At 66.0% G+C, this 22,439-nt stretch carries 16 protein-coding genes; 6 read left to right on the forward strand and 10 right to left on the reverse strand.

The window, feature by feature from the left end; translation table 11 throughout:
* Positions 1-144: 144 nt before the first annotated feature.
* The 8 genes from repB to ACR652_RS02480 all read right to left on the reverse strand — a co-directional run bounded on the left by repB (position 145) and on the right by ACR652_RS02480 (position 10,535).
* Complete coding sequence (gene repB / locus ACR652_RS02445) at positions 145-1,158, reverse strand: plasmid partitioning protein RepB (RefSeq protein ID WP_434504935.1); 1,014 nt, start codon at positions 1,156-1,158, stop codon at positions 145-147.
* Positions 1,155-2,369, reverse strand: a complete 1,215-nt coding sequence (gene repA / locus ACR652_RS02450; RefSeq protein WP_434504936.1) for a plasmid partitioning protein RepA — start codon at positions 2,367-2,369, stop codon at positions 1,155-1,157. The genes repB and repA overlap by 4 nt, the downstream gene beginning before the upstream one ends.
* A 216-nt stretch (positions 2,370-2,585) precedes the next feature.
* Positions 2,586-7,160 (reverse strand): hypothetical protein, encoded by a 4,575-nt coding sequence (locus ACR652_RS02455; protein WP_434504937.1) that lies wholly within the window; start codon positions 7,158-7,160, stop codon positions 2,586-2,588.
* 81 nt (positions 7,161-7,241) lie between these two features.
* On the reverse strand, positions 7,242-7,706 hold the full coding sequence (locus tag ACR652_RS02460) for a CesT family type III secretion system chaperone (protein WP_434504938.1): 465 nt from the start codon (positions 7,704-7,706) through the stop codon (positions 7,242-7,244).
* A gap of 167 nt (positions 7,707-7,873) precedes the next feature.
* Complete coding sequence (gene minE / locus ACR652_RS02465) at positions 7,874-8,146, reverse strand: cell division topological specificity factor MinE (protein WP_434504939.1); 273 nt, start codon at positions 8,144-8,146, stop codon at positions 7,874-7,876.
* Entirely contained in the window at positions 8,143-8,958 is an 816-nt protein-coding gene (minD, locus tag ACR652_RS02470) for a septum site-determining protein MinD (RefSeq protein ID WP_434504940.1), read from the reverse strand. The genes minE and minD overlap by 4 nt, the downstream gene beginning before the upstream one ends.
* A 49-nt stretch (positions 8,959-9,007) precedes the next feature.
* A complete protein-coding gene (minC, locus tag ACR652_RS02475) occupies positions 9,008-9,784 on the reverse strand; it encodes a septum site-determining protein MinC (RefSeq protein ID WP_434504941.1) in 777 nt (258 codons plus the stop codon).
* 163 nt (positions 9,785-9,947) lie between these two features.
* On the reverse strand, positions 9,948-10,535 hold the full coding sequence (locus tag ACR652_RS02480) for a hypothetical protein (RefSeq protein ID WP_434504942.1): 588 nt from the start codon (positions 10,533-10,535) through the stop codon (positions 9,948-9,950).
* Positions 10,536-11,022: 487 nt separating this feature from the next.
* Here ACR652_RS02480 and ACR652_RS02485 point away from each other — a divergent pair, with 487 nt between their 5' ends.
* Genes ACR652_RS02485 through ACR652_RS02500 form a run of 4 tightly spaced genes read left to right on the forward strand, consistent with a single transcriptional unit; the run spans position 11,023 to position 17,699 of the window.
* Positions 11,023-11,367 carry an STAS domain-containing protein gene (locus tag ACR652_RS02485; RefSeq protein WP_434504943.1) on the forward strand — a complete coding sequence of 115 codons (345 nt, stop codon included), beginning with the start codon at positions 11,023-11,025 and terminating at the stop codon, positions 11,365-11,367.
* Positions 11,368-11,793 carry an ATP-binding protein gene (locus tag ACR652_RS02490; RefSeq protein ID WP_434504944.1) on the forward strand — a complete coding sequence of 142 codons (426 nt, stop codon included), beginning with the start codon at positions 11,368-11,370 and terminating at the stop codon, positions 11,791-11,793. It abuts the gene before it with no gap.
* Positions 11,794-11,846: 53 nt separating this feature from the next.
* Entirely contained in the window at positions 11,847-15,104 is a 3,258-nt protein-coding gene (locus tag ACR652_RS02495; protein WP_434504945.1) for an NAD-glutamate dehydrogenase domain-containing protein, read from the forward strand.
* Positions 15,105-15,119: 15 nt separating this feature from the next.
* Positions 15,120-17,699, forward strand: coding sequence for a PAS domain S-box protein (locus tag ACR652_RS02500; RefSeq protein ID WP_434504946.1), 2,580 nt, complete (start codon positions 15,120-15,122; stop codon positions 17,697-17,699).
* 17 nt (positions 17,700-17,716) lie between these two features.
* On the opposite strand, the gene ACR652_RS02505 is transcribed toward ACR652_RS02500, so the two are convergent.
* Positions 17,717-18,229, reverse strand: a complete 513-nt coding sequence (locus ACR652_RS02505; RefSeq protein ID WP_434504947.1) for a hypothetical protein — start codon at positions 18,227-18,229, stop codon at positions 17,717-17,719.
* Between the two features lie 571 nt (positions 18,230-18,800).
* Entirely contained in the window at positions 18,801-20,717 is a 1,917-nt protein-coding gene (locus ACR652_RS02510) for an outer membrane protein (RefSeq protein WP_434504948.1), read from the reverse strand.
* Positions 20,718-21,032: 315 nt separating this feature from the next.
* Here ACR652_RS02510 and ACR652_RS02515 point away from each other — a divergent pair, with 315 nt between their 5' ends.
* Positions 21,033-21,671, forward strand: a complete 639-nt coding sequence (locus ACR652_RS02515; RefSeq protein ID WP_434504949.1) for a type I-E CRISPR-associated protein Cas6/Cse3/CasE — start codon at positions 21,033-21,035, stop codon at positions 21,669-21,671.
* Complete coding sequence (locus ACR652_RS02520; RefSeq protein ID WP_434504950.1) at positions 21,665-22,432, forward strand: hypothetical protein; 768 nt, start codon at positions 21,665-21,667, stop codon at positions 22,430-22,432. Before ACR652_RS02515 ends, ACR652_RS02520 begins: the two co-directional genes overlap by 7 nt.
* The last annotated feature ends 7 nt before the right edge of the window (positions 22,433-22,439 follow it).

Here is a 22,439-nt window from a genome sequence, read left to right on the forward strand (position 1 = left end):
ACGGCGGCCGCGCTTGACAGCAATGTGCGGAAGTGTGATTCTCTTAGTTGCTACACATCGAGAAGGGCTTCCGGGCGGTGACGTTTCGGGGGCCTTTTTCTTTTGCGCGTCTTCCTCTGGTTGGTGTGGCGACAGCCGCCGGCGCTAGTCGCGCCGACGGAATTCCTCGTAAAGCCCGGCGAGCCGCGCCGCGACGAACTCCGCGAACTCCGGCGCCGCCTTTTCGTCGAAGCGCAGCACCGTGGCCGCGCCCTCGCGCTTCATGCGCGCCAGCGGCGCGCCGTCGGCGCGGCGAATCATCTCCGGGGCGGGGCGGGGCGCCGGCGCCTCGGCGGCGGCCAGCGCCCGCAGAAACCGCGCGTCCGTATCGGTCTCGGGATCAAGCCCGGCGAGAGCGATCTCGGCGCGTCGCGCCGCCTCGCGGCTTTTCATCAACTCGGCGAACTGCATCCAGCGCCGGCGGCCGGCGCGCGGCGCGGGGCCGATGGCGCGCACCACCGGCGCCGGCAGGGCGCGGGCGGTGGTGAGCATCTTGGAGAGTTCCGTCTTGTCGGTGGAGAGCGCCGCCATGATCACCGGCCGGTCATAGCCGGAGGTCTCCAGCGCCAGCGCGAAGAGCGCGCGCTCGATGAAGGAAAGATCGCGCCGCGCCGAATTCTCGATGCCCTGGGCGAGGACCAGTTCGCGATCGTCGAGAACGCGCACCACCGCGCGCGCCTTGATCCCCAGCTCCTGCGCCGCGCGCAGGCGGCGATGGCCATAGACGGCCTGAAAGCGCCCCTCATCGGTCGGATGCGGGCGCAGCAGGATCGGCACGGTCTGGCCGTGGAGGCGGATCGACTCCTTCAGCGCCTCGAAGTCGGGTCCCTCCGGCTCGGCGAGCCGGTCGCGCAGAAAGGCGGGATCGACCGCCGCCGGGTCGATTTCGACCACGGAGGCGCCCGTGGCCATAGCCACGCGCAACGCGCGGGACTCCTCCTCGATGCGGTCGAGGGTGAGGCTCATCGCCCGCACCGCGCCGGCGGGGGCGCGGGGGCGGACGGCGGAGTTGGCCGCGGCCAACTCATCGGCCGGCCCGCCCGCGGATTTCGTCTCAAGGGCGGGGGAGGGCGACTGCGCCGGTCCCAGCAGATTGGTGAGGAGATTGCGGCGGCTCATGCGGGCCTCCCCCAGGCGGCGAGGATGAGGCCGCGAATCTCGCTGTTCACGGCCTCGAGCGATTCGATGGCGCGATCGTAGGTGGCGCGGCCGACGGCGCTGCGCTCCAATTCATAGAGCGACTGCTTGGACAGGCCCGCGTCGGCGATGGCGGTGGATTTCCACACGGTGGCCGCGAGCACTTCCTCGCCGAACAGGCCGCGCAGCAGCGCGACAATCTGCGATTGCGGCCCGTCATGCGGCTCATGCCGCGTGATGACATAGCGGATGAAATCATGGGTGAGGTCGCCGCCGGCCTTGCGCACCACGGCCATTAGATCCGAGGCCATCAGCAGGAATTGCGACATGGAGGCCACGTCGACCATCTGCGGATGAATGGTGACGAGCAGCGCCGTCGCGGCGCAGAGCGCGCCGAGCGTCAGATAGCCGAGCTGCGGCGGGCAATCGATGACAACGATGTCGTAGTCCGCCCCGATCTCGTCCAGCGCCCGGCCGAGCCGCTCGAAGAACATGCCGCCCTCGGGACGCAGCCCCCGCGCCAGCGCCTGCGGCGTCTCGTGCTCGAACTCCATGAGTTCGAGATTGCCCGGCACGAGATCGAGCCCGTCGAAATAGGTCTTGCGCACGACGTCGCGCGCCGGGCGGCGGCGGCCGTCGTAGCGGATCGCGCCGTAGATCGTGTCGCCCTCGCCGAGATCGAATTCCGGCTGCAGGCCGAGCATGGCCGAGAGCGACGCCTGCGGATCGAGATCGACCGCGAGCACGCGGAAGCCGGACAGCGCCAGATATTGGGCGAGATAGAGCGCGGTCGTGGTCTTGGCGGAGCCGCCCTTGAAATTGGCGCAGGCGATGATCTGGAGCTTCTCGCCCTCGCGCCGGCGCGGCAGGATCTTGTGCGCCTCGCGCGGCTTGGCGTTGGCGATGTGATGGCGCAGTTCGTTGATCTGGGCGAGCGTATAGAGCCGCCGCCCGGAGGCGGTGGTGGCGGGGGCGGGGCCGACGCCGTCGAGCGACAATTGCCGCAGATAGCCGTCCGAGACATGCAGCAGTTTCGCCGCCTCGCCGGACGAGAAGGAGCGCAGCGCCTTCTGGCTGTCGGGCGGAAACAGTCGTTCGCCGAGCTTCTGCAACTGCTCGGACAGGAGTCGCGCATGGGCCGAGATGCGCGCATCCGAAGTCTCAATGTCCCGACGCAGGGAAGCCGCCGCCACGATAATTTCCTCCAATACGCTTTTGAGGCCAAACCCCCGTTTGTTCCGTTAAGAACACACGATTCGCCGATTCCGGCAAGCCGTTTATCCTTAACGGCCCTTAACCATACGGCCGGTTTGGGGGGGTGGGGACAGATTTATTTTCGTCCGCCGCCGGGCGGCGGGGCCGGCGGGCGGGCGACGAATCACGGCGTCGATCCTGTCCTGCGCGGCGAATCAGCCCGCGGCCGGAACGGCGAGGATCATCGCGGGGCGCTCCATCTTCCCGTCCGAGAATTGGCCCCACTGAATGAAGCGCGCATTGGCGACGACATTCTCACGCTTGTCGATCGTGTTGGCGACCAGAGCGATCTTGGTGGGGTGATAGGAGGCCTCGTCGTCGACGATCAACCGCGCCCGCGTCTCCAGCGCCTCGGCCTGAAGGCCGGCGCCGTCGCGGCGCAGCGTCTTCGCCTTGCCGAGCAGGGCATTGGCCTGCGCCATGGCGTCCGCCTTGAGCCCATAGGTCACCGCGAGAACGTCATTGTCCGTCATCGCGCCCATCAGAAGGCCGATGTCGCGCGAGAGCGCCTCATCAGGGGAGCCCGGCTTCGGCGCGTCGATGCGGCTCCGCAGGCCCGCGTCGATGACGGCGGCCATGGCGAAGATCGGCCCCGACGCCGCGCTGGTCTGGCGCACCTTTTCGCCCGACGTCACCATCCCGTCGCCGGTGTAGCCCGTCTTCCATTTCAGCGTGTAGTTCCACGTCGCGGAGGCGCCGATATTGGCGAGATCGGTGTTCCCCACCCCGCTTTCCATATTGTAAGCGTTCCCGAATCTCTCCCGCGCGCCATTGTCGCGCGCGGCCTGTCCGGTCCCGTAATTGAGCGGATTGTAGAGTCGGGCGTAGAGGCCGGCGCTGGCGCCGATGGCGACGGAGGTCTCGACCTCGCCTTTCAGAGTGCGCTTGTTGATATTGCCCGTATCGGTGTTCTTCCAGCCCTTGCCGGCGGCCGCGGCCAGATCGACGGTCGCGCCGCCGCCCTGCTTCTCCTCGCCGGCGCCGCTTCGAGCCGTGGCCTCGACCTTCGCGCCGAAACGCGCCGTGGCGCCGGCCCTGGTCTGCGTCTCCCGCGACCGGGCGACGTCGCTCGCGCTCGCCAGATCGGACATTTTAATCTCTTGATTCTCCGTCATCTTGTGCACGAGCGCGAGCAGGGACTCGCGGCCCGCGTCGGATTTCGGAAAGCTGATCGACACGCCATTCAGCCGCGCATGCGCGCCGTCGACGCCGACCGCGCCCTCGATTTTTGCCTGGACGACCGGACCCCCGAGGTCGAAATTCTGTCCGACGACCGCCTCGACGGAGGCGCGGCCCTCATTGCCGACGCGCAGGTTCAGCTTGTAGCCGTCGCCGCCCATCTCGATCTCGAACTGGCCGATGCGGGAGCCCGCGAGCTTCGCGCGGACGCCGGCAAGCCCGGTCGGCTCCACGGGAATCTTGCCGCTGTCCAGCGTGATCTTCTGGCCGGTCTTGAGATTGAGCTTGTCGCCGTCCCGCATCCCGTCGATGAGCGACAGCAGCGCCCGTTTCGTCTCCCGATCCATCTCGCGATGGCCGACGATCTGCGCCGCGCGGCGCGGCGTCAGCATCGGCGCCGTCTCCTTGAGATAGTCCTTGCCCTGCTTCGAGAAGGTCGATTCGGCGCGCCAGGACGCGATGTCGGATTTTCCCACCGACCCGTAGAGAACCGAATCGATCTCGGGCGCGAAGGTCTTGACGTCGAGGCCCCAGGCCTCGAGCTGTTTGACCACCTTGTCGCGATGGGCGGAGGGGTCGAAACCGGCGGCCAGCTTCCCGTCCCGGACGACGACGTCACGGGCGTCGCGCGGCCAGACGGAGAGCAGCGCGGCGCGCGCCTGTTGCCGGACGTGGCTGATCGCGTCCCGATGTCGGGCGCGCTCGGCGAGGAGGTCGTTCATCTCTCCCCCGATGGCCGCGATGCGGCGGCGCGTGTCGTCGAGGGCGAGCGGCGCGCTCTGCCGGACCTGGACGATCGCTTCCGCCGCCGCTTCGAGCCGCGCCAAATCCTCGAACGACGGCTTCGCCCCGCGCCCGAGCATGGCGGCGATCTTGCCGGTCCAGGGCCGGCGCATCCGCTGCGCGTCGAAGCCGCGCAACTGGTTCAGGCTGTCGTCGAGCAGCTTTCGCGCATCGGCGTCGTCGGGCGCGGCCTCCAGTCTCCGATGGGCGCCAAGGGCGCCGAGAATGGCCCTGGCGCTGGAAAGGCCGCGCGGATCGTCGGAATCTATCTCCAGCCCAAGGCCGCCGGGCGCCGGCGACGCCTGCTCCTGGAGAAAGCGTTTCGCCGCGTCGCTGTCCTTCTGGATGCGCAGACGCTCCTCCACGAGGTCGACGACCCGCATTTCCAGATCGACATATCTCTCCGCGCCGAGCGCGAGCTCCTGAATCCCGGTCTGGCCCAACACCTCGGGCAGCTTCTGCCCGTTCGCATATGTGAAGCGCGCGACGACGCGCGGGTCGTTGGCGGCGAGATCGAGATTTCCGGTGAGGTCGGGGGCGGTCCGCGCGCCGCTGGCGTGCAGGATCACGGCGTCGAGCAGCAGATCCTGAAGCAGACGCCGGGCTTCGGCCGCCGCCGACGCCCCGGCGGAGGCGTCGATCAGCTCCTGCCCGAGTTCGCTGCGCAGCACCTTGTCGACGGCCGCGTTCACCGCCGCGACGGTCTCCTTGACCTCGGCCATGCTGAGCACGCCCTGGCGGGCGATCCCGGCGACTTTCGCCCGCAGCGCGGCGGCGTCCGTGTCCGTCAGGCCGAGCTTGCGGAGGTCCTTGTTCGTCACGCCGACATGGGCCAGCGGATGGTCGGGATCGGGGGAGGGCAGGGGCCGCAGCCGAAGATCGCCGAAACGGGCGCGGATGTCCGGCGGAAAGCTCAGCGCATAGGACTTCACCGGCTCCGGGAAAGCGGCGATCTTCGCCTCGATCGCCGGATTGGCGGCGAGCGGGACGCCCTGCCGCCGCGCCGCCTCGATCTCCTCCGGCCCCGTCGGCTGGACGCCGGCGTCGATCAGACGGTTTTGCAGCCCGGTCCATTTCTCCGGCCCGACATCGACGCCGGGCGGCGCGAAAAAGAACGCGCCATGCAGGCCGAACAGCCTCTGCTCCGCCGCGATCGCGCGCGTTTCGAGGTCCGAAATCTGCGCCAGCAGGAAGGCGGCGTCGCGCCCGGCGCCGGGGCCGCTGCGTTTCGCGAGCGCCGCCAGCAGATTGGCGTCCTTGGCGACGCTTCCGGCGGCGCCCTCGCCGAAGACGAGAGCGCCCCGCCCGCCCCATGCGGGGATTTTCAGCAGCCCTTCGAGACGCCGGTTCGCGGTCGTCAACTCCTGACGCAGCAAAACGGCGGCGCGCGTTTGCGTCCTGGCGGAGGCGCGCAGATCGGCGAGATCCTGAGGCGGAGGCGTCGCCGGGTCCCAGTCCGGGTGAAGCGCCTTGTAATCCGCGACCACCCGCGCATCGGCGAGGGCCATGAAATGGCGGTTGGCGAAGACGCCCGCCGCCTTGTCGAACTCGGCGTCCAGGCCGAGCGCCAGCGCCGGCGTCTCGCCGCTGGCGAAGAGACCCGCCATCGCCGCGAGACTGCGGACGGCGCGCGCGCGGTCCTGCGGGGCGTCCGAGCGGGCATCCGCGAACAGGCGGGGCGGCCAGGCCGCGAAGGCGCGCAAGGCCGCGTTCAGCGGAAAGGGCGAGACGGCCGGCTCGCCAACCTGCCGCTGGACAGCCGCATAGTCGCTTTCCGCGCCCGCCAGCGTCTGCGTCAGCGCCACGAGCGGCGCGCGCGCGGCGCAAAGGGCCGCGAGCGCGTCCAGCGCCTCCAGCGCGGGCCGCGCCGCCGCCGCCGCCTCGGCGGAGGTCGCGCCCATCGCCATCGACAGCAGGCGCGCGGCGTCGACAGTCTCCCTGATCGACCCCAGCAGGCGGCCGAAGGCCGCCGCGTCGACCTTGCCGCCGCCCGGCGTTTCGGACGCGTCCGCGTTGAAAGCGTCGATTTGCCTCGCCAGCGTCGCCGCGTTTTCCGCCAGCACGCCCTTGAATTTGCCCGGCGCGGCGCGTTCGGCGCATTTCAGCGCCGCCACCGCCTCGTCCCGGGAAAAAGTCGTGGCCGCGAAATCCGAAAACAGTCGGGGGAAATGGGTTTTCACACCGAGCGCGACCAGATCGCGCTTCATCGCCGCGAGCGTCTGGGCGTCATCGCCCGTCGCCGCGCCCAACAGCGCGTTGGCGGTCTTCAGACAGGCCTCCATCTCGGCCCCCGCCTTCTGCTGCGCAACTGTCGTCGCGGCCTCATGTTTCGACCATGCGGCGACGTCGCCCTTCGGCGGCGGCGCCTCCGCGAAGCGCGCGGCGGCGTCGACAAGGCCGCGAGCCGCCTCGATTTTCGCGGACAAAGCGTCGATCGGCGCGGCCGGCGCGGGCGTGGGCGACGGCGCGGGAGCCGCCGTCGCGGGCGCGGCGATGGGCGCGGCGGCGGTCGGCGCCTTGGCCGCCACGCGCGGACGCGGCGACGCGGCGTGCAGCCGCCCCAGATGCAGGGAGGCGTGGCGCGCGCCGACCCGTTTCAGCAGCAGGTCGCCGGGGAGCGGCCCAGCGGCGAGCCTCGGGCGCGCGGGCGCCCGCGGCCGGCGGAACAGGGATTTCAGCTTTCCGAACCCCTCGCCGGGGGGCGCCGTCCGGGTTCCCCCGAACAGATTGCCGATGCTGAGTCTCTTGGCGTTCAGCGAGGTCAACATGGTTTTTGCTCCCGGCGGCGCGCCGTGTCTCTGTCTGTCGCGCGCGCCTCGACCAGCCGGCGTCGCTTTGGCGGAAAGCGGCTAGGCCCGGATGAGGGTCGAAATCCCGCTGGCGAGGGGAAGCGGCTCGAAGGGCGGCGGCGCGCCCGCGAGCACGGCGGGCAGGGCGGCGGCCTGTTCGACGAAGGCGGCCATGATCGCGGCGAGGCGATCGCCGTCGATCAGCGCGCCCGGAACGGCGTAACACAGGACGAGTTCGTCGCTCGCCTCGTCCAGCGCCACCCACGCGCCCGGAAGCGACAGGCCAAAGAGATTGAGCCGCAGGCTCCGCAGAAGCGCCGCCTCGCGGCTGTCTTTGGGGAGACGCGACACGGGCGCGTGAAAATAGACGTGCTCGGCGTTGCGGGGCGCCTCGATGGAGCAGAGCACGCCCTGCGCGCATTCGATTGTGGCCACCCGATGCTCGTCGAAGACGAGACTCGCGCCCACAGCCTTTCCGATTTCGGCCAGCGCCCGGTCGATACGCTCGCCGTCGATCGTCGTCATCGTTCGATTTCGTTCAGATGAATTCCTGAACGAACTGTAAAGCTCAAGTTTATCGCTTTTGTGACATGCAACCGCCGGTGGGAGAGCGCCAGCGCGTTCCGCCTGCTCCCACGCGCGCCGCCCCGGCGCCGGCCGAAGCGGCGTCGGAGCGCGAAGGGGCGTTTGTCCTAGGCCGCGCGCTCGCCGGGGCGCATGGCGTCGGCTTCCATCTCTATGTCGATCTCGAGAAGAGACACGCCGTCGCGGCGATGCAGTTTCACCTCCACCTTGTCGGGGTCGACCGAGACATGACGGGAGATGGCCTCCAGCACGTCCCGGTGCAGGGCCGCGAGGAGATCGGAATTGCAGGACGAGCGGCGCTCATGGGCGAGCAGGATCTGAAGCCGCTCGCGCGCCACCGGCGCCGAGCTTCCCCGGTTGAAAAAGCCGAACAGCTTCATGCCGCCCTCCTGCCGAAGAGGCGCCCCAGAAGGCCCTTCCTGTCGGAGGGAATGTTCATCGGCAGCTCTTCGCCGAGCAGCCGGCGGGCGGCGTCGGCATAGGCGCGGGCAGGGGCGCTCGCCGCCTGATGCAGCACGACCGGCGCGCCCATGTTGGAGGCGCGCAGCACCTCCTCGCTTTCCGGCACGACGCCGATCAGCGGAATCGAGAGAATTTCGAGAATGTCGTCAAGGGCGAGCATCTCGCCGCGTCCCGCGCGGGCGGCGTCATAACGCGTGAGCAGCAGATGTTTCTCGACGCGCTCGCCCTTTTCGGCGCGCTCGGTCTTGGCGTCGAGAAGGCCGATGATGCGGTCGGAGTCGCGCACCGACGAGACTTCCGGATTCACAACGACAACGGCGACGTCGGCGAAGCGCATGGCGAGCGTCGCGCCACGTTCGATTCCCGCCGGACTGTCGCACAGGATGAAATCGAATTTCTCGCGCAACTCCGTGATGACGGTGCGCACGCCGTCTTCGGTGAGCGCGTCCTTGTCGCGCGTCTGCGAGGCGGGCAGCAGGAAGAGGTTTTGCAGGCGCTTGTCGCGGATGAGCGCCTGATGCAGCTTGGCGTCGCCCTGCGCGACATTGATGAGATCGAAGACGACGCGCCGTTCGGCGCCCATCACCAGATCGAGATTGCGCAGGCCCACGTCGAAATCGACGACGGCGACTTTCTTTCCCTGCTGGGCGAGCGCCGCGCCGAGCGCGGCGGTGGACGTCGTCTTGCCGACGCCGCCCTTGCCGGAGGTGATCACCAGGACCTTTGCCATCTTGCTTGTCCTCACTTCATCCTGAAACAGTGCCGCGCGCTCGCGCGCGCTAATCGAGCCGCGCGATCTTCACGTCCTCGCGCTCCAGCCAGATGTGAACATTCTGGCTGAGCATCTGCGCGTTGATCTCGTCGGCGGTGAGATAGACGCCGCCGACCGCCAGCAATTCCGCTTCGAGGCGGCGGCAGAAGATGCGCGCCTGCGTCTCGCCATAGGCGCCCGCCATGGCGCGGCCGCGCAGCGTGCCGTAAATGTGAATCGAGCCGCCCGCGATGACGTCCGCGCCCGAGCTGACCGAGCCGATCACGATGACGTCGCCCTGCGGATAGAAGATCGTCTGTCCCGAGCGCACCGGCGCTTCGATCACCAGCGGCTGGAAGGCCGGCGCCTGCGGCGCGGCGTCCTCCGCGAGGGCGGTCTCCTCCTTGCCCTTGAGCGCGCCGGCGATCTCCTCGAAGGCGGCAAGCTCCTCGCGCGTCAGGGCGGTTTTGGCGGCGGCGTTTTCAGCTTCCAGCGGCGCGTCGCGGCCGCCGGCGAGGATCGGCGGCAGATCATCCGACGCCCAGGCCGGATCGACGCCCGCGACGCCCAGCGCGCGGATCTTGCGCGCCGCCAGTTGGTGCAGCAGCTCCACCAGCGCCGGGCGCGTCAGGTCGAGCCTGGCCACGTCGATGACGATCGCCTTGCGGCTGAAGAAGGCCGGCGAACAGGCGAGATAGGCGTCGAGCTTCTCGATCCAGCCGGCGAGCGGCGCCTCGGGCTCGAGCGCCAGCGCCGGGAAGGAGCGGCCGCGGAAACGAATATGGCGGGAGGCGGTCTGCGTCACGGCAAGCTCTTGGTTTATTGACGATTCCTTAATGCAGCGAGATGGTTAAGGAAGGATTAAGGATGACGGCGGCGTTCACCCTTCGTTAGATGTTTGACCAGCCGCAGAAGGGAGCGTCGCGCAGTTTCCAAATATGTTCCCTCAATTTTTGGGAATGGCCGCGCTACCTGCACCCGTATAGTGTCAGCTTATAGTAGTTTGCCTTTGAGAGGCGGCTGATCGCAAAGTCGCAGTTCTCGCCCATTCCATAATGCTGCTCGATCTCTAAGCCGAGGACCATCTTTTTGCATAAATCCCCGACTCCACTTCCTAGGCACTCCTTGAAGCTGTCGGCTGGCGAGTATATTATGAGTACATCTATCGATTCATTCAAGCCGAACTGATAAGAGGAGGGTTCAAATGCAAGCGCACAGTCTGTTTTGCAATTCTTGAAAGGGCTGCCTTCCTTCCCATGCAGCAGGAAAAAGTCGACGGGAGTAACAGGCGGGAATAGAAATGCTATTACCATAAGTCCGCAAATGGCTGCAAAACTCACGACAGGAATAGACGGGGGCCAATTCTTATAAGTGCATATCCCGAACGTCACACAGAAAATTGCCATGATGACAATTCCGAATATGTAGTGTGAGTAGCTATACTCAACTGAATAGAAGTTGTCGAATTTACTTAGCCTTGCGACATATAAGCCCACGTAAGCAATCAGCCAGAGCAAAAAGCAAACTAAAAAAACGAACCTCATGATCTTTGTCATTGGGCCTGCTCTGAAATTTTGAGGGAGCATCGCCTGCGCAAATTAGCATGAGAGATGCTGAGCTTGTTAGTTCAGCCCATCGCCAAGCGGTCTCGCATAAACAAAGCTATATCTTAGCTATTTCTCGTCGGTCAATCCTACCCAAGCAACAAGATGGAGGATTGTCCGCTCGAATGAATTCTTTCGTCTTCTGGTTGACCCATGCCGCTTGGCGAGGGCTCTCAAGTTCTCTTGACTAGTTGTATCGTTCGACGCACCGCCTCTGTCGTGCGTGCGCTCCCGTGGAGAGCCTGGCCCATAGCGCATCCTTCCAGTCGCTGGGTAAGATTGCACCTCCAAACCCTGGGATTAGATATCTGGAGCGCCGCACGCCGGGGCGACGCCCGCTTCGGCCCGCGCCGCTTGCGCTGCGCCAGCTGCGCGACTGATTGACGCCGCTGTGGGGCGTCCTAGCTAAGTTCACAACAGGGAGCGCGTCGCAGCGGCCATGAAACTCGAAACCCAATCCCAAAATGGTCAGATTGTCGTCGCGGTCCGGGAGGAGCGCCTGGACGCGCATAATTCCGGCGAGCTGAAGGATCGGTTCCTGCGCCTTCTGGAAGAGGGCGGCCGGCATCTTGTCGTCGATCTCTCGTCGGTGAACTTTATCGACAGTTCGGGCCTCGGCGCGCTGCTGTCGGGCTACAAGAACGCCTCGCAGCGCGGCGGCTCGCTGGTGCTCGCCGGCCCGCAGCCGCGCGTTCGCGCCATGTTTGAACTGACGCGGCTCAATCGCGTCTTCGACATCTATCCGCGTTTGCAGGAGGCGCTCGCCAGCCAGAGCGTGGGATAGATGCGGCACACCAATATGAGCGTCGACATCGTCGTTCCCAACCAGACGCGCTACCTGCGGCTGATCGGCAACATCGCCGAGCAGATCGCCCGGGAGATGGACGCCGACGCGCCCGATTGCGACACGCTCGCCTGGCACCTCAATCTCGTGCTGACCGAGGCGGTCGCCAACGCCATCGAATATTCCGGTGCGCGCGACGCCGACAATACGGTGAAGGTCTGTCTCGACATCGCCGACAGGGACATTCGCATCCGCGTCTACGACCACGGGCAGGGCTTCGACATCGCCTCGATTCCGCCGCCGGACGTCGAGCAGCTCAGCGAGCGCGGCCGCGGCATCTTCTTCATCCGCAACCTCATGGACTCGGTCGAATATCACAAGGGCGCGGACGGCAATGTCCTCGAGATGCGCAAGAGCCTGAAATGAGCCGGGGCCGCGTCCGCGTCCCGTGAAAGCGCCTTCAAGGAAAGCCTGTCTGCATGAACGGGGACACAGAGCTGCGAGACGTCGTGGAGCGGGCGGTTCCGCTCGCGGCCCGCGCCGACGCCGGGACCTTTCAGTTTCCGCCCAATTACGCCGAGCTGACGCCGCCGCGCCAGCGCGGGCGCGATCTTCTCCTGCTCGATCGCCTGCAAAGCCAGGGCGGCGTCGCCGTCGATCTGCGCCAACGCGCGCAGCAGGATGGCGCGGCGGCCTTCGAAATCCGCATCTATGGCGAGAGCCCGCACGATCTCGATGCGCTGACGCCCATGCTGCACAATCTGGGCCTTCCCGCCGTCGATCAGACTCTGTTCACGCTTACGGCGGGGGGGACGCCGCACTTCATCCGCAGCTTCCTCGTCAGGCCCGCGCAGGGCGGGCGGGCGGCGGCGTCGAAGCCGCAGCTCCTGCGCGCGCTCGCCGCGCTGCTGGCGGGAGAGGCGACGGACGATCCGCTCAATCAGCTCATCCTGCTCGCGGGCCTCGACTGGCGCGAGGTCGACGCGCTGCGCGGCTATTGTCATTACTATGTGCAGCTCGGCGGGCGCGTCGGCCGCACGCGGCTTTATGAAGCGCTGTTGCGCAAGGCCGAGGCGACGCGGCTTCTCTTCTCCTATTTCGAAACGCGCTTCGCGCCCGCGCATGCGGGGCAGGGCGCGCTCGACGCCCTCGCCGACATCCGCCAGCGCCTCATCGTCGCCTTCGACAAGGTGGAGAACGCCACCGACGACAGCCTGCTGCGCGATCTCTTCAATCTCATCGACGCGACGCTGCGCACCAATTTCTATGCGCCGGGCGCGCGGTCCGCGCTCGCCTTCAAATTCGACAGTCTCGGCGTGATGAGCGCGCCCGCGCCCAAGCCCTTCGTCGAAATCTTCGTCCATGCGCCGTCCTTCGAGGGCGTGCATCTGCGCGGCGCGCCCGTGTCGCGCGGAGGTCTGCGCTGGTCGGACCGGGCGCATGACCTGCGCGCGGAAATTCTCGATCTGATGCAGACGCAGATGGTCAAGAACGCGCTCATCGTGCCGCAGGGCGCGAAGGGCGGCTTCGTGCTGAAGGCCCCGCTGAGCGATCCGATCGCGCGCGAAGGGCAGGGGAAGGCCGCCTATCGCGCCTTCGTCGGCGCGCTGCTCGATCTGACCGACAATCTGGGCGCCGCGCACGCGCCGGAGCGTCCGCGCGACATGCGCGTCTACGACGATCCCGATCCCTATCTCGTCGTCGCGGCGGACAAGGGCACGGCCGCCTGGTCGGACATCGCCAATGAAATTGCGACCGCGCGCGGCTTCTGGCTCGGCGACGCCTTCGCGACGGGCGGCTCCAACGGCTATCACCACAAGAAGCTGGGCATCACCGCGCGCGGCGCCTGGGTCTGCGCGCGCCGTCATTTTCTTGAGCTCGGCCGCGATCTGGATCACGACCCGGTGACCGTCGTCGGCGTGGGCTCGATGGACGGCGACGTGTTCGGCAACGGCATGCTCCTTTCCGACAAGTTGAAGCTTCTCGGCGCCTTCAGCGGCAGTCATATCTTCATCGACCCCGATCCCGATCCCGCCGTCTCCTTCGCCGAACGGCGGCGGCTCTTCGATCTGCCGCGATCGAGCTGGGCCAATTACGATCCCGCCAAACTCTCGCCGGGCGGCGGCGTGTGGCGGCGCGACGCCAAGGACATCGAACTCTCGCAGCAGGCGCGCGACATGCTCGGCGCGCGTCATCGGCTCGTGGACGGGGAAGGGCTCATTCGCCTGCTGCTGACGGCCCCGGTCGATCTCATCTGGATGGGCGGCGTCGGCACTTATGTGAAGGGCGCCGACGAAAGCGACGAGAGCGTGGGCGATCGCGCCAATGACGGGGCGCGCGTCAACGCCGGCCAATTGCGCGCCCGCGTCGTGGCGGAGGGCGCCAATCTCGCTTTCACCAAGCGCGCGCGCGTCGAATATGCGCTGAACGGCGGGCGCATCGACACCGACGCCGTGGACAATTCGGCGGGCGTCGATCTCTCGGATCATGAAGTGAATCTCAAGATTTTGTTCAAGAACGACCCGCAGCCGGCCCGGCTTCAGGCGCTGACGGAGGAAGTCTGCGCGGCGGTGCTCGACGACAATTACCACCAGAGCCTTTCCCTCTCGCTCGAACAGTTGCGCGCCCGCGACGACGTCCCGGCCTTCATGGATGTCGCGGATCGCTTCGAGGCCGCCGGGCGGCTCGACCGCGCCAATGACGGCTTTCCGACGCGCAAGGACGTGCTCGCGCGCGCCGAGAAGGGGCTCACCCGCCCCGAACTCGCGCTGCTCATGGCCGACGCGAAACTCGCGCTGAAACGCGCGCTGCTGGAGGCGCCGCATGTTCTCGACGCCAATTGGGCGCGCGCCTTTCTGAGCGAATATTTCCCGCAATCGCTGCGCTTCACCCATGCGGCGGAAATCGTCGCGCATCCGCTCGCGCGCGAGATCGCCGCGACGGTCATTTGCAACAGGATCGTCGATCAGGCCGGCGCGCGCTTTCTCCTGTTCGGCGATCCGCTGACGCCCGATCTGCTCATCCGCGCCGTGGAGCTTTATCTCGCCTTCGACGCCATTCTGGAGGGCGCGCGCTGGCGCCAGGCGCTGCGCGATCTCACCCGCGATCCGCAGGAAAAATACCGCGCCCGCGACGAACTCGAAAACACGCTGTCGATGCTGTGCCGCGCGGCGCTGCAACGCGGCCTGCCGCTGCGGCCCGAGAAACAGCAGATCGCCGCCTGGCGCGCCGATTTGCAGGCCTATCTGGCCTATCTGCTGCCGGGGGCGACGCCCTCCATTCTCGACGCCGTCTCGACGGCGCCGTCGCGGCGCATGTTTCTCGCGCGGCTGCGGGATTTTCCCTTCCTCGTCGATCTCGCCCGCGCTTCCGGCAATGACGTGGCGGTGATCGCGCGGCTTTTCGACGACGCGGCCGCGCTTCTGGGACTTCCCGCGATCGCGGCGGGCGCCGCCGCGCTCTCCGCGCGCGACGGGTGGGAAGCGCGTCTGCAACGAACGCTGGAGACGCGCCTGCGCTGCGCGGCGGCGCGGATCGCCGGGCTGATGCTGCGCGGCGGCGCGAGCGCGCCGGCCGACGTCTTCGAGCAGGCGGGACTGACGCCGCAGCTTCTGCTGCTGCAAAAGCTGCATGACGAACTCATCACGGACACGCCGAAAACAATCTCGCCCTATGCGCTCTTCGCCGCCGAGCTCGACGCGCTCGTCGATGGCTGCGACGCGCCGAGACGGGCCTGAGGGAAGGAGCCGCGCGTGGAGGAGAGGCCGCTCTCGCATCTGCTTCTCGAAACGGCGACTGACGCCGCCTGTCTGATGGACGCGTCAGGCCGCGTGCTCGCGATGAACCGGCGCGCCGAGACGCTCACCGGCTATGGCGAGGAGGAGCTCGCGGGACGCCCCTTTCCGGGGCGGCTGAAGATCGGCGGCGCGGAGATCGACTCCTCCCTCACCTGGCGGCTGGCGCCGGCGCGGCAATGGCTCGACGTCAGCGTGCGGCGCAAGGACGAAACGGAGGTTTTCGCCACCGGCGCGATCTGGCGCCTCGGCAAGGGCGGCTCGGAAGGGCTGCTGCTGAAGCTGCGCCCCGAAGACGTTTCATCCTCCGGCGACGCGGCGCTGGAGGACATCAAGATCAAGCTCGACGCCATCTTCAGCGGCATGGCCGACGGGCTGGTGGTGATCGACGAGCGCGGCCGGGTTCTCCTGTTCAGCGCCGGGGCCGAGAAACTCTTCGGCTATGCGGCCGAGGAGGTGCTGGGCGCCAATGTGAAGCTCCTGATGCCCTCGCCCTATCGCGAGGCCCATGACGGCTATCTGGAAGCCTATCGCCGCACCGGCGTGCGCAAGATCATCGGCGTCGGCCGCGAAGTGGCGGGACGGCGCAAGGACGGCTCGGTGTTCCCGATGTATCTCTCGATCGGCGAGATCTGGCTGGAGGGCCGACGCTATTTCGTCGGCGTCACCCATGATCTCACCCGCGCGAAGAGCGTCGAGGGGCGGTTGTGGATGCTCTCGGCGGCGGTCGAACAAAGCCCCGTCGGCGTGCTGATCAGCGACCGGGACGGCGCCATCCAATATGTCAACAGCGCCTTCTCGCGCCTGACCGGATATTCGGAGGACGAGCTTCTCGGCAAAAATCCCAGCACGTTCAAATCCGGACATACGCCGAAGGCGCAATATGAGCGTCTGTGGGACACGATCACCTCGGGCGGCGAATGGCGCGGCGAGCTGGAGGACCGGCGCAAGAATGGCGAACTCTACTGGGCCTATGACATCATCACGCCGCTGCGCGACGACCACGGGCGGATACGGCATTTCCTCGCCCTTCAGCAGGACGTGACGGAGCAGCGGCGCGACAAGGAGGCCCTCGCGCAAAGCGAGGAGCGCTTCCGCAAGGTCGCGCAAATGGTCGGCGAATGGCTGTGGGAGCAGGACGCCGGGGGCCGCTACACCTACAGCAGCGACGCCGTGCGCGACATCCTCGGCCTGTCGCCGCAGGAGGTGATCGGCAAGACGTATCTCTCCCTGTTCGACGGCGGGTCCGGCAGATCGGCGCAGGCGGAACGCCCCCAGCCGTTCACCCGCGTCGTCAACTGCTACCGCCATCGCGACGGCCGCCGCATCTTCACCGAATCGACCGGGGCGCCGATCTTCGACGAGGCCGGGCGGCTGGTGAAATGGCGCGGCGTCGATCGCGACATCACCGACCGCAAGAATTACGAGGACGCGCTACGCGTGCGCAACCGCGCCATGGAGGCGGTGAACGTCGGCATTGTGATCTGCGACGCGCGCCGGCCGGGCAATCCGAATATCTACGTCAATCCGGCGCTCGCGCGCATGACCGGCTATACGCAGCAGGAGCTGCTCGAAGGCGGCATGCACATGTTGCAGGGACCGGGCACCGACCGCGAGGCGATCGAAAAGATCCGTCATGCGCTCGCGGCGGGCGAAGGCTGCGAGGTCACCTTGCGAAACTATCGCAAGAATGGCGAAGCCTTCTGGAACGAGCTGATGATCTCGCCGGTGCCCGACGAAACCGGCGCCATCACCCATTTCATCGGCGTGCAGACCGACGTGACCGAGAAGCGGCGCGCGGAGGAAAACCGCCGCAGTCTCGAAATCGCCCGTGAGATTCAGCTCTCGCTGCTGCCGGGCGAGCCGCTGCGCGTCGCGCGCGCCGCCGTCGCCGGCCTCTGCGCGCCCGCGACGCATGTCGGCGGCGATTATTTCGACTATTTCGAAAACGCCGGAGCGGTCGACATCATCGTCGCCGACGTTTCAGGGCACAATGTCGGCGCCGCCCTGATCATGACCGAGGTGCGCAGCATGGTTCGCGCCCGCGCCCGCGAGCCGGGAATCACGCCGCCGGCGCAAGTGCTGCACGATCTCAACGATCTGCTCTACGACGATCTCACCCGGGCGGAACTGTTCATCACAATGTTCAGTTGCCGCTTCGAGCCGGAGAGCCGCACGCTGAGATTCGGCAGCGCCGGCCATAATCCGGCGCTGCTGCTGCGCGCCGAAGCGGCCGATTGCCTCGAACTCGACGCCGACGGCATGGTGCTTGGGGCGAAGCGCGGCGTCGCCTTCGAAGATCGCCGCATCACGCTCGGCGCGGGCGATCGGCTGCTCCTCTACACCGATGGCGTCACCGAGGCGCAGGACGCCGAGGGCGCCTTCTTCGGCCTGTCGCGTCTGTGCGACAGCTTCATCGCCCATCGCCGCGAGCCGCCCGAGCGGATCATGACGGCCATCCTGCACGACGTGCGGGCCTTCTGCGGCGCCACGCCGCTCAGCGACGACGTCGCGGTGGTCGTGCTGGAGGTCTCCTGAGAGACGGGTGTGAACGGCTATTTCGCGGGAGCCACGCCCGTCGGGTTCTGCGGCGCGGCCGAGGCCCGGACGCCGTCACGCGGCGGGGTGTTCATGACAATGACGCGCAGGCGGGACTGGTCGTGGAAAATGGCGAAGTTGAAGTCTTCGAGCAATTTCTGCGCGATGATTTCCCGCGAGCCCTGAAAATTGCCGGTGGCGACGCGCCGCTCCAGCCGGCTGCTCTCCCACTCGACGTCGGCCCCAAGCTCCAGCAGCAATTGCTTCAGCGTTTTGCCCGCGCCGGCGTCCAGGCTGATTTCGGTCACCCCCTGCGTCGGCGGCGGCTGCACCGCAACGGCCGCAGCCGCGGGCGCGGGCGGCTCGGTCTCCCTGCGAATCACGACGATGCGTCTTTCCGGCGCCTTCTTCGCGACGCGGGCTTTCTTGCAAGGCGCGCCGTGGCAGGCGGTCCAATGGCACGGCTTCGCCAGAGCGGGGGAGGCGAGAAGACCCGCCAGCAGCGCAATCGCGCGTGTGAATCCCTTCATCCAAACGCCCCCCTCACACAATCGCCGCCAGCCAAACGCCAGACACAAGCCGAAAGCGCCCGTCTCGCGCCCGCGCCATCTGAAGCGGCCTGAAGCGTCAGAGTCAAGAAAAGGTAAACGCGAGCGAGCGCTTGCGGCTTCATAGAGGCGCCCGCCGGCCGCCGCGCGCGGCAACCATTCAGAAACGATACATGAAACTTATTGTAACACACACTCAGGAGTCGCAACAGCGTCCTTGCTGCAAAACGCCGCGCATCCCACTGGATTTGCGGTGTTTTCATGGGCCGCCCGCCTTGTTGCGCGCAAGGGGAGGGCCGGTTCGACCATCTTCACGCCCGCAGCGTCCGGGGCTAACATCCCATTGCTCTGACAGGCGCCCACAGACCGGCGAGAGCCCCCGGCATGCGCCGCTGGGGGTTTCTCACGCCGATGTGGCGAGAGCGATTTCGGGGAAGGGGAGGGCGCCTTTCGCGCCATTCGCGGGGGCTCGCAATCACCTTGACCGAACGCGCTTTCGCGACCCTCGCCAGTGCAGCGGCCAAGTTAGCGCCCGACCCGCCTCACCACGCGATCAATTCGCAACCGCAGTCGCGTTGCTCCAGTCGAGGTGATAGTTCACCCCTGCGCGGATGACCTTCCCGTCGAACCGAAGCTGGTCATTCACGGTCGAGAACTGACCGGCGGAGGCATAAGACAAGGGCAGTCCCGCCTTGGCCGTTTGTACAATCCCAAGGTCGTAATGGATATATTCGGCCTTGACGCTCCATCTGGGCAAAAACATCCACTCGACGCCACCGCCGCCAGCCCATCCAGGAGTCATATCGACATAGCCAAGCCAGTTGCCCCCGGAAGCGAGCACTGGCTTGAGGGCTGGGCTGAAATAGGTTGCATTGAGGTCGGTTTCGCCGAATGCGAATCCGACCGTGCCATAAATGAGCGCCGCTGGGGTTATCAGGTAACCCAACCGCGCGCGCACAGTCCCGAGATTGCGTTGGTCGCGCCCTGCCTGAAGATAAGTGAGGGGAGAGCCCTGCAGTGAAACCACGCTGTTGACGCCAACAGCCGTGCCGGCAAGGTCCGCCTCAAGACCCGCGAGCACGGTCTCGTGCAAGTTCACATTATAGCCGATCTGACCGCCGCCTGAGAAACCCCTGCTCTCCAGGCTGAGTTTGGACGGGAGCGCGCCCGACCGCCACAAGGAAACAAACCCGCCGGAGCCCTCGTAGCTGAAGCTGGCGTTCGTGTCTCCGGCTGAAACGCCCCCGGCGTTCGCACCAAAGTAGAGCCCTGCCCAAGCCATGATTGGCAACAAGGCGACCGCCTTCTCGTCCTTGAACAAGGGCGCGGCCGAAGCAACCATATTCGATCGGGGCTCGCCGACCTTCCAGCGCAGCGCCATGCCTGCTTGCCAATTCCTGGAGAGCTGGGGACCGTTGAGGTTCTGAAAGACTGGCGCGCCTCCTTCCACGCCGATCGAAAAGCCCGGCGCACCGAACAGCTTCCCGTCGATGTCGGCGCCAACATATGCTTCGATCCGCTTCCCGCCGTAGAAATTCGGATTGGCGCTTTGCAGCTTGCCCAGCATCAGCCAATCGGCCCCGGCGATAGGGCTTTGAATGTTGAAATTGGCGCGGATCGTCGTCGTCAAACCTGGACCCCAGGTAAATCCGCCCCAGGCGTTCACTTCCTGGTAATTGCCCCACATGTACCCTTGAGGGTTATAGGTGAGGGGAAGACGCGCGCGATAGGAAAGCCCCCATGACCATGGCGCAATCGCGCCGGCATACATGACGCCTGGGAGCACGTCGTACGTGCCCGTCCCTGATTGCATGCCATAAAAGGCGCGCGCGATCGTGTAATCACCGCCGGGCTGCAAAAGCGCGCCACCCAGGTTGTGATTGCTTCCCGTTGGAAAGGACATTCCGAGATTGATCTTGATGCGATTGATCTTGTCTTCGTAAGCCCGCCAGATCATGACGGCGGAAGAGTCCTGGAGGCCATCCGTCCCCGGAAAGCTCATGCCACGCGGGATGTGAGTGGACTCCCCATAGAAGGTCATCAGATCGGAATGCTTCTCGATCGTGCCCGTAGCAAAAACAACCGAGAGGTTCTTCGCCACGCCATAGGCAAGCGTCACGGTCTGCGCTTCGATAAACTGATTTTGCGGAACAATGCGCAGATTCGAGGCCGACGGACTCCAGAACCACGGGGTCGTGGAGACGATATATTGCGATGAAACACCCTTCGCTCCGACGAGCGAATGGGCGTTATTCGTGAAGCCGGGAATCACGGAAAGCGTCGCCCTGCCGGGATCGGGCATGTTATCTCCAAACACGGAGAGCGGGACTGGCGGTGGCGGCGCCTGCTTTTCATCCGTACCAAACGACGGGACAACAAACGTATCTTCCGCCCATGCCGGCGCGGCGGCTGCACCAAACGCACTCAGACCGAGTGCGACACTCAGCGCGCAAACCTCTCTTTTTCGCATCTGTTGCTCCGACACAGAGTGGCAATCGAGCGCGAGATGCGGCCCGATAAATCCGCTATGCGTCTAAGGTATACAGCGCCTCCCGGCTGCTAAATTTATTTTTATGGAGACGGGCGTCGCTGGTTCGGCCTCGATCAGCCGATCGACACACCCTTTGCTGCAGCGCTGCGAAGCAGCCATCTGCGCCGACTGCCTCGGGCGCCCCCGCTCGCAAGAGTCGCGGAGCATCTGACTTCAATTAATAAATTTTTATTGGCGTCGCCGGAGCCTGGCTCCTAGCATCCGGAGAATGCTTCATAAGAACTTGCGAATTTCATGCTCTATCTGACCGAACTCTCCGTGCCATTGTCCGCGGTTCGCAGGGATGCTCTCGAAGCGGATCCGCTTGTCGCCGCCGATCTGAGTTACGCATTGAAAGTATGGCTCTCTCGACGCGACAGCGTTGCAATGCGTCCCTGGCGCGCATGCGCCGCAGGAAAGAGCGTGAGAATAGTCGGATGGCGAAGTGAGGCGCCAGACCCGAAGGCGGTGTCTGGCGGCGCCTATATTGGATATCGCCCTTTCCACTTGAGCGCCGGTGATGCGGTAACCCTGGAGGGAATGTTCGTCCCAATACGAAGAGTAACGCGCGGAGGCACTGTTCGGATGTCCCGCGACGCCGCCGAAGGCCGTGATGACGAAGTTGACGCATACAAAAACTGGCTTTGCGAGCGACTGGCCGACGTGGGGCAGTTTTTCGATATCGCACAATGCGACATCAGCACGATCGCCAGAAGACGCGTTTTGCGCAAGTTCGGAAGTCATGCGCACTCGAAGGTCAGGGAAGAGGTTATCCCGGTGGTTACTGCAGAGGTGTCTGGCGTCGTCAGGGACGAAAGCGGCTTCGAGAACTGGCTCGTCAAAGGCGTCGGCCCTCAAAAGGCCTTCGGCTTCGGAGCCTTCCTCCCATGCTGAAGACTGGAAAGGGCTGCGGTGATCCCGGGCGCGCGATGTTCTTCGATTATCTGGGGCGCTACTTTTCACAGGAACCAAAGCTTGTCCGGCTGCCGATCGGCACGGTTTGTCCCGAGTGCGGCGTCGATTCCGTTCAGCTATGGCGCAGCAAAGCCGGCGCGCCACAGTGCATTGCGCAAAACACGATCACGCGGAAGCGCTTTGGGCGCAAATCTCCCGAGGAGCCCTGCGCTCCCATGAATGACTCAACCGGCATGTGTTCCTTTGGTCTCGGCTCCATGCTTGTTTGCGGCCCTTTTGTAGCCGAGGCGACAACGCGCCTGGCGCCCGACCAACCCGTGCCGGAGCATGTTTCCATCAGCTTTCCCGAGCGAGGCGACACAGCGCGGTTCATAAGGCGATTGGTCGAGGCCCCGCCTGAGCCTCCGTTCGTCGCAGTGGTGTTCGGAAGGAAGTCGTCCTTCAAGTGGTCGGTGACGCAGGATCGCAGTCTCGTTTCAATCAACGGACCAGAGCCCCTTGAGATGGCGCCGGCGGCAGTGCTTTCCCTCGCGCTTCTTCTGAAAGACATCAAGGTCAACGATGTCGCCAGGTTATTGACGCTACGCACCCGGATGGCGCTGGGTGAGGCATCCGAAACGGATTGCAGGCAGCTCGACGATTTCCTGGAACAAAACCCTGATATCGCGCCGGCAATGCCCAGATTGCCCGCCCCCGGAACCACGTCGGCGTCGATCCTGCAATCCGTTCTCGCACCCTAGGACTGCA

Origin of the sequence: Methylocystis sp. (assembly GCF_051061225.1) — a bacterium.
Lineage (GTDB): Bacteria > Pseudomonadota > Alphaproteobacteria > Rhizobiales > Beijerinckiaceae > Methylocystis.

Bases quoted from the DNA above. Each gene is read 5' to 3' on its own strand.
- repB (WP_434504935.1), bottom strand. From the start codon at position 1,158: ATGAGCCGCCGCAATCTCCTCACCAATCTGCTGGGACCGGCGCAGTCG.
- ACR652_RS02455 (WP_434504937.1), bottom strand. From the start codon at position 7,160: ATGTTGACCTCGCTGAACGCCAAGAGACTCAGCATCGGCAATCTGTTC.
- ACR652_RS02460 (WP_434504938.1), bottom strand. From the start codon at position 7,706: ATGACGACGATCGACGGCGAGCGTATCGACCGGGCGCTGGCCGAAATC.
- minE (WP_434504939.1), bottom strand. From the start codon at position 8,146: ATGAAGCTGTTCGGCTTTTTCAACCGGGGAAGCTCGGCGCCGGTGGCG.
- minD (WP_434504940.1), bottom strand. From the start codon at position 8,958: ATGGCAAAGGTCCTGGTGATCACCTCCGGCAAGGGCGGCGTCGGCAAG.
- ACR652_RS02480 (WP_434504942.1), bottom strand. From the start codon at position 10,535: ATGACAAAGATCATGAGGTTCGTTTTTTTAGTTTGCTTTTTGCTCTGG.
- ACR652_RS02485 (WP_434504943.1), top strand. From the start codon at position 11,023: ATGAAACTCGAAACCCAATCCCAAAATGGTCAGATTGTCGTCGCGGTC.
- ACR652_RS02490 (WP_434504944.1), top strand. From the start codon at position 11,368: ATGCGGCACACCAATATGAGCGTCGACATCGTCGTTCCCAACCAGACG.
- ACR652_RS02495 (WP_434504945.1), top strand. From the start codon at position 11,847: ATGAACGGGGACACAGAGCTGCGAGACGTCGTGGAGCGGGCGGTTCCG.
- ACR652_RS02505 (WP_434504947.1), bottom strand. From the start codon at position 18,229: ATGAAGGGATTCACACGCGCGATTGCGCTGCTGGCGGGTCTTCTCGCC.
- ACR652_RS02510 (WP_434504948.1), bottom strand. From the start codon at position 20,717: ATGCGAAAAAGAGAGGTTTGCGCGCTGAGTGTCGCACTCGGTCTGAGT.
- ACR652_RS02515 (WP_434504949.1), top strand. From the start codon at position 21,033: ATGCTCTATCTGACCGAACTCTCCGTGCCATTGTCCGCGGTTCGCAGG.
- ACR652_RS02520 (WP_434504950.1), top strand. From the start codon at position 21,665: ATGCTGAAGACTGGAAAGGGCTGCGGTGATCCCGGGCGCGCGATGTTC.